At 48.1% G+C, this 13,719-nt stretch carries 7 protein-coding genes; all 7 read right to left on the minus strand.

Annotated features, from left to right (window positions below; translation table 11 throughout):
* Positions 1-65: 65 nt before the first annotated feature.
* Positions 66-1,958: an alginate lyase family protein gene (locus B5D63_RS07455; protein WP_159455925.1), complete on the minus strand. Its 1,893-nt coding sequence runs from the start codon at positions 1,956-1,958 to the stop codon at positions 66-68.
* Between the two features lie 170 nt (positions 1,959-2,128).
* Positions 2,129-3,571 carry a glycosyl hydrolase family 28 protein gene (locus B5D63_RS07460; protein WP_078668086.1) on the minus strand — a complete coding sequence of 481 codons (1,443 nt, stop codon included), beginning with the start codon at positions 3,569-3,571 and terminating at the stop codon, positions 2,129-2,131.
* Between the two features lie 29 nt (positions 3,572-3,600).
* The gene (locus tag B5D63_RS07465) at positions 3,601-4,089 is read right to left on the minus strand and encodes a CHRD domain-containing protein (RefSeq protein WP_078668087.1); all 489 of its coding nucleotides are present in this window, start codon (positions 4,087-4,089) and stop codon (positions 3,601-3,603) included.
* Between the two features lie 34 nt (positions 4,090-4,123).
* Complete coding sequence (locus B5D63_RS07470; protein WP_078668088.1) at positions 4,124-5,893, minus strand: RagB/SusD family nutrient uptake outer membrane protein; 1,770 nt, start codon at positions 5,891-5,893, stop codon at positions 4,124-4,126.
* 16 nt (positions 5,894-5,909) lie between these two features.
* Positions 5,910-8,990, minus strand: a complete 3,081-nt coding sequence (locus tag B5D63_RS07475; RefSeq protein WP_078668089.1) for a SusC/RagA family TonB-linked outer membrane protein — start codon at positions 8,988-8,990, stop codon at positions 5,910-5,912.
* A 27-nt stretch (positions 8,991-9,017) separates the two neighbouring features.
* Entirely contained in the window at positions 9,018-10,796 is a 1,779-nt protein-coding gene (locus B5D63_RS07480) for a RagB/SusD family nutrient uptake outer membrane protein (RefSeq protein WP_159455926.1), read from the minus strand.
* 18 nt (positions 10,797-10,814) lie between these two features.
* On the minus strand, positions 10,815-13,694 hold the full coding sequence (locus B5D63_RS07485) for a SusC/RagA family TonB-linked outer membrane protein (protein WP_078668091.1): 2,880 nt from the start codon (positions 13,692-13,694) through the stop codon (positions 10,815-10,817).
* Positions 13,695-13,719: the final 25 nt, after the last annotated feature.

Here is a 13,719-nt window from a genome sequence, read left to right on the forward strand (position 1 = left end):
ATCACTATCTTTTGCTGAAACTGCCTTTTGATACCTGAAAACTTTTCTTTCACTTACTATTTGATTTAATCTACCGTTATATGATCGAATGTTGCTGTGTTCAGGCTGGAACTGCTGGAGGTTACAGCCAGTCCGACATAGTAATTGCCGGCCATTGAAACAGTAACCGGATTGCCTACGGTAAACCATGTTAATCCGTCGGTTGACTGATAGGCCGTAACAGTGTTTCCTGCTTTTTTCAAACGGAACCAGGTGGGGGTGCGTGTATAGGCGTTACCAGTCTGAAAGCCCATAAGACCGCCATTGGAAATGCGGCTTCCAAATCTGGCTTCACGAACGCCTCCATCTCCCGATGTCATACTGAAAGCGATAGCATTGGAGGATAGCGATTCCCGGAGCATGATGCCTGTTTTCTGTGAGCCACCGCCTTTCCATGTACTTTCAGCCACCCTTGCTGTAATCGTAGCGTCGCCGGTCGCCCTTTTATACACATAACACAAGCCATCTGCGGCGCCACCGATGCCGGCGCCGGCGCCACTTACTATGAAGGTGCCGTTGCTCACCTGCGCATATCCGGCGGCGCCTGTAGTGGCTACCGCTCCAATATCCTGTCTGCTCCAGTCTGCTGGTAATGCGGCTGTAGCGGCCGGAGTTGCATTCGCTTCCGGAGAATTACCGCTGGTGCCTGCCTGGTTAATGGCTGATACAACATAGTAATACCTGGTGCCGTTGGTCGCACCAGCATCTTCATATAACGGAAAAGTTCCTCTATAGGTTGCTATGCTGGTATAAGGACCGCCGCTTGTGGTTGAACGCAGTACGTTATAGCCGTTTGCGGTGGCAACAGGGGACCATCTGAGCCATACTTTTCCTGTACCTGCGGTCGCTTTCAGACCTGTTGGTGCTGATGGGACAGGAGAGGAGGGGTAGGGCGATGCGCTTGCATTTAATGTATAACACAAGGTGCCGAAACCCAGATTGTCATCATGCTCAAATCCTTCCGGCCGGTTCACTTCTGCCATCGCTTTCACATAGGGAGCGCTCAGGCCTTTCCTCACTACATAGTGGTTGTAAATCATCTCCCAGATAGGGCGCTGCAGCCTTCCCCTGCCGCCGCTGTTTTGTTCAGATGCCCAGAAGTTCAGGACATTGTCGCAGTTGTTATAGGTAGTGTAGGGTACATCTTGCCATAGATTGTATTTGGCGGTATATTCAGCGCCTGCCAGCAGGCGGTTGTTGTCATACCCGTACAGGTCCTGTCCCTGGTTCCATGCTATCTGGCAAAAGGTGGCAAGCATACCCACGCCCAGCAATGCGTGCTCCTGATCGCGCCCTGTTTCCTGCCACTGGGCCAAATTTCCCGGATGTAAAAAGGGTATAGCCCTGGCTATGTTACCGTTGCCCGCTCCGGATTTAAAATAGGTAATGGCCTCGTTGAACTTAGCTGTGTCGTCGCATAATACGCCGATGCTTAAAATAGCCGTGATGTTACAGATGTCCCAATTGGCCCAGTAATGACTGATACAGGCATTGTTATGGCGGGTTAAAAAGTCATGACAGTTCGGGTAGAGATAAGTGGTCATCATTTTTTTAAATTGATTAAAATCCGCCTGTGCCCAATTGGGGTAAAGACGTAGTATCTCTGCCGCCACGGCAAATTCATAAACCGCGATCCCCATTAATCCGGGGATGTCCTGGCCGCTGGGGACCTGGTTTACAGTATAGGCCCAGGCGTTCAGGATTTTTCGGGAACAGGCTGCATAGGAAGTGTCGCCTGAAATATACCAGCGTAAGGCATTGAGATAAGCAGCTACGGCGTCGGCAGAGGCCCGTTGACGACTGACACCCATATTGGCCTTCGCTGCGGCGGTGTAGGTGTTCTGTGCTTTGGGATGAGCTACCAGGGCGTTCCAACTGTCTATCCAGGGATGTGCTCCGGCTGCTACCCGGGTTTTCATGCGGTCTAAATCGTTTTTTGTGTGTAAACCGCCTGGGTGGGTAAAGGTTTGTGCTGCCGCTGTGATACCGGAAATAAGCAATAGGAAGAATGACAGGAGTTTCACCGGGTACATGATGAGATTTTTTTTATCATTATGGATCATTGGGTATGGTTTGTTATGCTGTAATTTTAATTCGATGCGCCAGCCAGACTCTTTTTTGCTGACTGCGGATTTTTAAACGTTATATTTTGGGTGAACTTACCCGGTTGGATGTTGGCGGCTTCCATGCTGGTGATCAGTTTTCCGTTGACCCGAAGATTTTCAAACGTTACATCTTTTACAAGATGATCTTTATCCAAACCATCAATAATAGATGGTGAGTTATTAAAACCATTGTAGCTGATGTTTTTGAAAAGAATGTTCTCTATTCCTCTTCCGGGCGCTGCATTGTATTTGTCATAGAATGCCACTTTTAATTGGAGGAGCTTCCCTTCCTGGAAATTATCCACCCGTATATCTTCGAAGCGAATATTGCGGACCAGGTTCCTGTCGCCTGCCTGGATAGCCATACACCCTTCAGAAATGGGATCATCTTCGTCAAGTTCCAATATCTCGATATTTTTAAACAACAAATTTTCGATGACCTCGCCTGATTTTTCGGCATTTCCGTGAACGCCGATATTGATGGTGTGCGCCACGTCAGCCCAGAGGATGGAATTAGTGACCGAATAGTTTTTGGCATCGCCGTAAAACTCCCAGCGATGCCCGTATACGGCGATACAATCATCAGAGTTACGCATGAATACATCATCCACTGTAATGTCGCTGCAACTCATAAAATCCAGTCCGTCACTCCAGGAGCTGGCGCTGAAGGACTTCAGGTTACGGATGGTGAGATGATTTGACCCCCCGGCGAAAATGGTGTAGTGTTTTGGATTGACCACAATAATTCCATCGACGGTAACATGGCTTGAGTGCCGGATTTCGATACCCCGCTGAGGCTGATCAATAATTCCTCGCCCGGTAATACGGACGTTTTCCACTTTGTCGCACAATAGTTTCCCTCTCACAATAGCGCCTCCGGCTATGTAAACCGTTTTGCCCGACGGAATGTTAAATGCTTCACCAGGCAGGTCTTTCGGTAAGTGTACGCCTGGTCCGAAGTAAACCACATTGGGGTCTTTGGGATCCGGACGCGCGGTTTCTACAGGATTGGCAAATAAATGGAGGTTGTGCAACTTGTCGCCGTCGAATTCTATAGAAATTTTTTTTGGTTCGGTCAGTGTAAATGTGATGCTGTTTCCATTCAGTAGCGGTTTTATCCCGTAAGCAGACGGACGGATCTTTACGGACTGCACATTGCCGTTATTCTTCTGTACAAATACTTCCACAGATCCTGAAAAATCGAAATATACCATTGATGCGTCCTGTGGTTTGTCGAGGTCTACTTTTACATTGTATTCATACAGGTCCTGCCATTCCCCGCCGGGTTTGCGGACTTTTACGGTATAATCATCATTGTGCATAGCGTATACGACCGCCTTTGGGGGAGGATAAGTCACGAGTTCCTGTGCGGATAGTTTCAGCGTATAAATGCACATAAAAAAAAGCAGGAATTGAAGTTTTTGCATAAGTCAACGAATCGGATTAATGAATAAGGTTATTGTTTTACTACTGCCAACGGCCCTCTGATGATACCGTTGGGATATTTTTTGGTATTGATGGTAAAATAGTAGGACCCTGCCAGGAAGTCTTTTTTTTCGTTCATTCCAAAGCTGTTTAAGCCAGCTAAACCGAGATTGACTTTTGCTTCGTTGTTGGTGCTGACAAAGGGCAGGGACCGCACCTGGATACCATTTTCTGTTGCACTGGCCGGGCCATAAAAGTTTATCGATATAATAGTGTCTTTGCTCGTCTGCCAGAGGTCTTTCCACGTGAGGGTAAAGGTGAGGATGTTTGATTGCTCATCATAAAATCCTGTAAATGTACCGGAGAAGGTGGTGTCAATTGCCGGCACCAACTGACGGGCGCTCGCAGTTGAGGTCACCGTATATTGATCGCCGCTTATTCTTTCCAGTGTTCCTCCTTTTGTGCAGGCTATGATGGAAAGCGTGGCAATAAGGGTAATTGCTGTTATAATACTTTTCATAAGGTGAATTATTAAAATTATTTTGAGCTGATTTTTAATAACCGGGTGTTTGTTTTAAGGCGGGCGACTTTGTCAGTTCGCTTTGTGGTATAGGCCAGAAATACATTGCCTCGGTAAACACATGCCGGCGCACGGGTATGATGCGATAGGAAAAGCTTCCGTTCGCGGCTCTTGTGATCTCCATACCATGTGTTTCGGCATTTTCCGTCTGAGGTGCGATCTTCCAGCGGCGCACATCCCAGAAGCGGTGTTCCTCAAAAGCCAGCTCCACACGGCGCTCGTGCCGGATGGCTTCGCGCATTTCCGCTTTGGTCATTCCCGCTTTCAGGCCATACAGGCTGTTTTCCCCCGCAATGATTCCTGCACGGCTGCGTATCATCTTTAGCCAGTTGTATACTTCTGAAGTCGGACCAAAGTATTCATTCGTCGCTTCGGCAGCGTTTAACAGGATTTCTGCATAGCGCATCACTACCCACGGACGATATAGCTCACCACCTCCGCCGTTGCACATTTTATATCTGAAATAACCTGTTAATGTACCGGTGGAAGTGTAGATGCCGTCAACGCTGGCACTGGTTACTGCTGCATTTCCCGGTGGAATAATGCCTGTATAGGTATTGACAGGTTGATCGCCAAATGAGCCCATGCTGCGGATAGCGCCATTATAGTGGACCGTATAGGTAAGCCGGGGGTCCCTGTTTTTGTACATATCGTTGCCGATGCCGGGATAACCGGAAGCGGGATCCGTTATCCGCAGTCCGGTGACCATATCAAATTCATCAACTAATTCCTGCGTTGGAAAATACCTGCTTCCGGCCCACCCGTTCATCCCTCCTCTGGAAGGTGGATTAGAACTGGCTTCGATGTAAAAATTATTAGAAGTTGTCCACGGTTGCCAATAAACGAGAATATGTTCCTCCTGTGGCGTATTTTGCAGGAAGAGTGTATAAAGCGGCGTAGCAGAGGAGGTGTATAAGCTATAAACGCCCAGGTTGATTACAGCTTTGGCGGCATCGGAAGCTTGCTTCCAACGTTCCGGATCAGCAGCGGGGAAAGTGAGCAGATGTTCGGGGTCGTCTGCTCTTGGCCCGCTGTTGAACAGCGGGCTGGCCGCATATAAAAGCATCCTTGCCTTTACCGCCAATGCAGTCCCTTTTGTTACTTTCAACTGGTTCACATCTCCGGGCCGGTAGGAGAGCGGAAGGTCCGCCGCCGCCGCATCCAGCTCACTGGTTAAATATTTGATACAGGCGTCATATGAGCTGCGTGCAACATCTATTTTTTCATTACCATCAAATATTTTGTCCCCGATCAATGGTATGCCTCCATAATGTTTTAACAGGGTGAAGAGGTACCATGCCCTTAAAAACCTCACCTGCCCTGTCCAGTAGTCCTTCGTAGCGTCCGATACCGGAATGCCGGCTTTGTTCTTCAGAAAAATATTCGAGGCCCTTACCATCTGGAAAACTGTTCTCCACAGCCCGCCGTCAGCATTGTTGGCATTTATACCGCCGCTTGAAATTTTGTACGTGTAAATAGTGGGGTCGCCGATCGGTTCCGATTCATCGCAGGCTGCGTCTAGTCCTGTATTATTGAATCTTCTGGGGTTAAAAGATATGCCCAGGTTGGAATAGAGGTTGTTAATGACTCCCAGCGATCGGGTACTGTCCTGGAATACGGCTGCTTCATCAATGGCTGATAACGTTTTCTGGTCCAGAAAATCTTTCTTACAGGCCGTCGTAGAACATATAACTGCGCCTAGTCCGGCAAACAGGAGATTCCAATATATTTTATGTCTCTTCATAAGTATTTTTTTAGTATTAGAAGCCTAGTTGCAGTCCAAAGTTGAAGTTAGCGGTGTTGGGATAAGCGCCTCCGGTGCCATTGGCAATCTCCGCATCCTGTTGAAACTTGCCCATGTTCTGTATATTCAGCAGGTTGTATCCTGTAACGTACACCCTCGCATGTTGAACAGCCCTGGTGCGTTTTAACCACGTGCCGGGAAGCTGGTAAGCCAGCTCCAGGGACCTCAACCGGACGTACCAGGTATCGGCAAACCAAAAATCAGAGACTGTTTGCCAGGATATATTATTTATATTAGTGTTTAATCCAAGGCGTGGATAAGTGGCAGTGGCGGCAGTCGCCGGCGTCCAGCGCTCCAGGTTCCAGGGACGCAGGTTCCCATTGAATGCATCGCCTGCGCCTTCGGCTATGACCTGCACAGCGTAACCATAAGCCCCTTGCAGCAATGCCCTTAATGTCAGCCCCTTATAGCCAATTGTAAACTCAGCGCCTATAACGGTGTTGGGTAAATTCGGTTTTGACAGCCAGGTTTTATCGGCATCAGTAATGACGCCATCTCCATTCATATCAGCATATTTTAAATCTCCCGGCTGTATAATGCTCCACAGCGGTGCAGCAATGCCTTTTTTCACTTTCCCGACCGCATCAAAATCATCCTGCTGGTAGAAACCAATATTATGATACCCCATAGTTAACCCCAGCCGGGTACCCGTCCTGGCCTGGTAGGGGTAATCCGGCGCCTCACTGATATAAACTATGCGGTTTACCGCATAAGAAGCGTTGGCGCTGATGGAATAATTGATCTTTCCCTTATTATTCCTGTAGGTGATCATCCCGTCAAATCCCTGGTTCTCAGATATGCCGATATTCTTTTGGGGGAGTGCCTGGCCAATCAACAACGGAACGTCCCGTTGTTCGATCAACTGGTCATAACGGTAGTTATAAAAATAGCTGCCACTGAGTGTAACTTTTCCCTGGAACATGTTCAACTCCAGCCCCAGGTCTGTCTTCTTTTCTTTTTCCCAGGTGACGTCAGGGTTCACCAGCGCTCCTTCCACCGTGGTATTACCATAGTAATTTGAACCGGTGGTGGCATACTGAATAACAGAGGTCACTGTGCCCGGATAATTAGCGTCTGATCCTACAAGGCCATATGAGCCCCTGATTTTAAACATATCGAAGAATGGAAAAAGGTTTTTGAAAAACCGCTCTTCCGCCAGGTTATATCCCCAGGATACAGCCGGAAATATTCCATACCGTTTGTCTTCCCGGAATAAGTCGTTGCCGTTGCGGGCAACGGTAATGCCCAGGAGATATTTGCGCCTGAAATCATAATCGAGTCTCGCGGTGGTACCCCGGTAGTTCACCGGAATAGCTGCACCATTCGTATAATTCCGCTGATTTAATAGCAAAAGCCCCGTGAAGTGATGGCTGCCTATGGTACGATCATAGTTAAGCGATGCCTGAAGAATAGTAGTAGAATTAAAGGCGCTGCCGGGGGCAGCTACTGAATATGGCAGCATGCGGTATTGGCCCGCGTCTCTGATGGAATAAGAGTTCGTGGCAACGTTGTATTTATAGGCAGGCAAACCACTACGGTTCAGGTTGCGGCCCTCATTGTTGTTACCGGCATAAGAAACATTGACTTTCGCGGATAAGCCCGGTGTTATAAAGTCAAGCATTTGGTCTGCGCCCACTATAATGTTATAGTTATTCCTGACGCTTCTGATGTATCCTCCGTTGGCCAGCCGGAAAGCCGGATTAATGGCGCCGTTATTCGTTGCGGCGCCCAGATGCGATGCATAACTAGCGCTGCCGTTGGGGTTTATTACCGGCATGGCATAAGGGGCCATATAGCGAAATGCTCCCAGTTCATAAAAAAGCCCGGCATTTTCCACGGTCCCGCTTGGGTTGTTGACAGTTTCGAAACGGCCATTGACATCAAACCGGACCTTTAGTGTTTTGGTGGGGGTGATATCAAGGTTGGATCGGTAATTAAAGCGTTTGTAGAAGTAATTAGTGTTAACATAGTCACCCACCGGCCTGAAGTCTTTTAAAATACCATTTTGGGAAAAATGACCCAGGGAGATAAAATATTTTACAAGTTGATTTCCTCCGCTCACATCTACGTTATAACGGGATTGTGTAGATGCTTTTTTAAATAGAACATCTGCCCAGTTGACATTAGGATGGCCATATGGATCAGAGCCATCTTTGAACTTCTGCAGATCGTCCGGCGTAAAGGGGAGTACAGGCGTTTGGGATTGTCCATATGCATCATTAATGGTAGCCTCATTCCGAAGGAGGGCGGTAGTATACGAATCGAGGAAAGTTGGCATTCTGATAGTTTGATTAATTCCGCTTTCAGCTGTAACATTAATCCGTGGTTTTCCGATACGCCCTCTGGTAGTGGTAACCACTAAAACGCCATTGGCTCCTTTTAATCCATAGATAGACGTCGTAGCGGCATCTTTCAGGATGGAAACAGATTCGACTTCGTTTACATTCAACTGTGACAGCTGCGTGTAGTCGTACTCGATATCATCTACGATGATCAGCGGTTTGTTATCACCGGTGATGGAGTTTACTCCCCTGATAAAGAAGTCGGCAGCATCTGCTCCCGGCTGGCCGCTTCTTTGCTGGCTGAAGAAGCCGGGTAAGCGGCCGATAAGCGTATTTTGAATGCTGGCCGTAGGGACCGACCTGATCTCTTCACCCTTTACAGCGCTTACAGCCCCCGTACTGGTGATTCTTTTCTGACGCCCAAAGCCAACGACTACCACATCTTCCAGTCCTTTGACATCAGGTGTCAGGTGAACGAGCATTGGTGCCCCGGCAACTGCGGTAATGGTTTGAGGCAGATAGCCTATGCATGTGATCATTAGCTGTTTCCCGCCGCCAGGTTTTAAAGCGATGCTATAATTCCCTTTTTCATCGGAAACGACGCCATTCTTCCGGTCGCCGGTTTCTGAAATAGTGGCTCCGCTTATTGCCTCATTTTTGTCATTCAGCACACGTCCTCTTATGATTATATGCTGCGCCCATGCAACTGTTGATATCAGTGAAAACCACGTCAATATGAATATCTTTATTTTCATTTTTTGCTGTTTATTGTAACAAAAAGCTTAATACCCGGGATTCTGCTCAATTCCTCTGTTTACCTGTGTTTCCTTTATGGCAATAGGGAATAAATACATGGCATCTGTAAAATAGGGGGTGGTTACCGCCTTCGGAGAATAGTTGAACGTACCATTTGCATTTTGGGTGATAGTAACGCCATGAAGCGTACTGCCATAAACGGCTTTTGCAATTTTCCACCTGCGTATGTCCCAAAATCTTTGTTCTTCAAATGCCAGCTCGATGCGGCGTTCGTTACGGACAGCATCGCGCATCCGGCCCTGCGACAGCCCGGGCGGCAGCGTATAGGGGGACAAGCCGGCTCTCTGGCGGATTTTCTCAATGGCCGCATATACAGAGGCATCAGGTCCTGAATATTCATTCTGTGCCTCCGCATACATCAGAAGGATGTCTGCATACCTGATAATGCACCACGGCGCAATGAATCCGCCATCCCGGAAAAAGGTGTTTGTATAATTTGCGCTGCTGCTGTCGTTTGCGCAAAATTTTTTGGCATAATAGCCTGTTTGTGTCTGCACCGGGGCCAGGGTAGCGTCGTTCGGTTTGTCTTTACCTCCTTCAAAAGTCTCCACCGGTCTTTGGAGCCATTTGGCGCCATTATAAAACACTGTCTGCTCTAAACGCGGATCGCGGCTGTTGTAAGGACTGGATATATTATAACCGGAGGAGGGGTCGGTAATGGTTTTGCCATTTTTCATCGGGAAGGCATCCACAAATTCCTGCGTCGGACTTACACGCCCCTCACTATTACGGTTTGCCGGCTTATATCCGGGAGGGGACATATAATACGAATAGGCATTATCGATCCGGGGGTCGCTCATTCTGAAGAAAATATGTTCCTTGTTAGCCCTGGCTAACATCAGGGTATAACGATTGGGCTCCAGATCGTAAATGCCCAGGTCTATCACCGCTTTGGCCGCATCAGCAGCTGCTTTCCATCTTTCTGTATTGTAAGATGGGTAACCGGTATAGGACCTGGCGGGGGTTGGTGAAGGATTAAATAAAGGACTTGCAGCCAGGAGTAAAACCTTTGCTTTGATTGCCATCACAATGCTTTTGCGCATTTTTCCGAAATCAGCATCCGTTGCCCTGCCGGCAAGCGGTGCGTCGGGACGCAGGCTATCCCTGGCGATATCAAGTTCTGACACTATATACTTCACGCACTCTTCAAAGCTGTTGCGTCTCAGGTTTAACAATCCGGGGTCATTGGAGTCGAAAATCGTATCGCCTATCAGCGGTACACCACCGTACCTTCTAATCAACTCATAATAAAAATAGGCTCTGAGGGCGCGGGCTTCGTTGGGTAGCCACACCCTGCGGGAGGAGTCTGCCCAGGGAACCCGCTGATAGTTCTTTAAGAAAATATTGGCTGCTCTTATGGCGCTGTAACAATTGGCCCAGTTATCGTCAAATGTGGCAACAGGGCTATAGCCGCCGCGTATGATATTCCATCCTTCGTTCCCATCTGCGCTTGGAACAGCATCATCTGAAAAACACTCCAGCGGCACCAGGGAGAGGTTGCTCCTCTTTGACCCATTAAGGCCCCAACTGGAACCTCCCAGCATCCGGTTATACCCTGACGGGATTTTAGAATAGATGTTTGTCACCCACTTATAGGCCTGGTCGCCGGTAGGGTCATTCTCATCGAAAATATAGTCTATGGTAAGCAGTTCGAGGGGTTTATCTTCAAATGCTTTTTTACAGGATAATGCTGTAACGATAAATGCAATGAAAACAAGACAGCTCCAGCCGTAATTCTTTTTCATATAACAATACATTGTCGGTTAAAATTTAACATTGATACCGAAATTGAAAATCTTCATAATGGGATAAGCGGCGCCCCAGGCCTCGGGGTCCAGATCTTTCCGGACATTATATATTTCCGCCCAGGTAAGCAGGTTCAATCCATTGGCAAACAGACGCACCGAAGGAAGACCAATTTTGCGGGATAATTTTTCAGGGAAGGTATAGCCTGCTTCTACGTTTTTGAGGCGCACAAAATCGTTGTCCTTTAACCAAAAAGAGGAGACCTGGGTATTATTCGTGTTGTTGCCCAGCCATAGCCTCGGTTGTTGGGCCGTTTCTGCGGTGGCCGCCGTAAACCGGCCCAGGTTGTATTCGTAGGCATTGTTTTGTCCGCTGTTTCCAAAGCCATTCATAAAGTCACCGCTTAAAATGCTCTGGCGGTTTAAGGTACCCTGGACAAGAACTGAAAGATCAAACCCTTTGAACCTGAAGCCGGTGCAGAGGCCATAATATATTGCAGGTTTTGCATTCCCGATAGGCCCCTGGTCATCGACGGTGATCTGACCGTCACCGTTGCGGTCCAGGTACCGGATATCGCCGGGCCTCAGGGACGATTTGGGAGAGGAAGGCATTACTGCGGTAGCGGCATCATTGATTTCATCATAGGATTTAAACAAACCGATTGCGGTATAGCCATACTGCAGCCCTGCCGGCATCCCGGTTGTGATCTGGTAATCGTAGTTTTTGGGTAATTCTCCATTATAAGCCACTTTTGACTGGACCAGGGAGAAATTACCGGAAACGTAATAGCTAAACGCTTTGATGCGCTGCTGCCAGTTCACCGAAATATCTGTACCCCAATAGTTGATTCGCTGGTAGTTCTGTGTCGGATATCCCGCGCCAAAAACTGCAGTTGTGAAGGTGGGTGCAGCAACAAGATCATAGAACTTATTGAAGAAATAGTCGGCCGTTATTGTCAACTTGTTGTTCCACAGACTGAGGTCAATTCCTGCATTAAGCTTTTGGGCTTTCTCGGGATTCAGGCCTGTATTGGCTATGGCATTTTCTCCGGACCCTCTTTCGAGTGATGAACCGGAGCCGAACCAATAGCCATTGGCGCTGAAATAGGTTTGTATATAGGAAAAGTAACCCGCATTTGCCTGGCCGGTCAACCCATAGTTTGCTCTCAGTTTCAGTTGGCTGATAAATGGAAGGTGGCGGCTGATGAATACTTCCTTGTGAAGGTTCCATCCAAGTCCTCCTGCCCAGTATGTTGCCCGGCGTTTTGATGGCGCCAGCCAGTTGTAACCTCCGTAGCTAACGGCGCCTTCAGCTACGTATTTGTCATCAAAACAATAGTTCAGTTTGCCCGAGTAGGCGGTGTAGTTTTCCGGTAGATTAGTGGTGTTAAATGCCAGCCTGCTTTGCTGGTTCGCCACCGTTAGTATAGAAATGGCGTGCTTTTTAAATGTCTTATCATAACTAAGCGATCCTTCCAGGTACACAATGCGCGACCTTTCATTCGGGTTTCCCCTGGTTGTTTGCTCGGAAGTTGACCCATACTTCGTATACGCTCCATTCATATACTGGTATACTTCGAAATTTTTATCCCGTATGGTTGAATAATAGGCAGTGTTGTTGTTGGAGGCTTTAGCGGTCAGAACAAGACCTTTCGTAAGTACATCCATTTTCTGGGTAACCTCCAGGTCCACTGCAATGTCTCTGACATCCTGGAACTGATATCCGCGGGCAACAGCCTGGCCCCAGATGTTGGCATTGCCCTGGTACTTGTCGCTTCCGCCGAAGGTGCCGTCAGGATTGAAAACAGGATAAGCGGATTGCGGGGTGTTTAATAAGGATGAAAAAATATTTGAAACGCCTCCACCGGGTTGGTTGTAGCGCTGAAAGCGGCCGAAGAGGTTTAGTTGCACAAAAGTTACAGGTGTTACGTCGACGCCGATGTTCGAACGTAGTGCATACCTGTTCAGTTGAGCGTTTGTATTATACTTATTGTCGTCACTGGTCCTGATAATCCCATTTTCTCTTGCATGGTCCAGGTCCACGAAATACCGGAAACCTTTTCCGCTGCCCTGTATATTAAGATTGTAACGGGATATGCCGGCTCTTTTGCTGAGAACGGTATTGTACCAGTTTACATCGGGATAAGTATAGGGATCTGTGTGATGTTGGTATGCCTCGATCTGAGCCTGCGTGTATTGGGGCGTGACCGGTATGATTCCGGCATCGTTTTGCCTGGCTTCATTATACAGCGTGGCATATTGCCAGGCGGGCAGGGGTTTGGGAAGGGCTGTTGGTGCTTCGAAGCCCGATTGGGCGGTAAATGAAATGCGGGGCTTGCCGATATCTCCCTTTTTTGTTCTTACAGAAATGATTCCGTAAGAGGAACGCTGGCCGAACATCACTGTCGAGAGCGCGTCCTTTAATACCGTGATGGATTCGATTTGTTCAGGATCAATAGATTGGTATCCTCTTTCAACGCCGTCAATCAGCATTATTTGCGCTCTTGCCCCCCGGATATTGAAGCTCATGCCGTTGCCATCCAGCCCCGGGCCACCACTACTGAAAGTGATGTTGAGCCCGGGTATGCGACCCGGTAATGCCTGCAAAAACTGAAGACTCGGCGTGGTGGTTAACTGACGGGTGTAAATTGTTGATACCGACTGGAGCAACCTGTTTTTAGCTTGTTCTCCATAAAGAATTGGAACGGTCGCAGGGGCTTCTGATATCGCAAGCCCCGCGCTCGTTTTGACAGCTGTTTTTGTTGTATCGGCAGACTGTGCCCTGGCGGAATCAAACAGCAACAACATAGCAGCCAGGAAGATCAAGTTAACCTTACAGCACACTTGCCTTCCAATACCAGATGGTAGCAGAAGATCTGCGGTTGGATTTTTTTTCATAGTGGAAATTTATAAAGACAAGAAG

This window comes from Chitinophaga eiseniae (assembly GCF_900167135.1).
GTDB lineage: Bacteria > Bacteroidota > Bacteroidia > Chitinophagales > Chitinophagaceae > Chitinophaga > Chitinophaga eiseniae.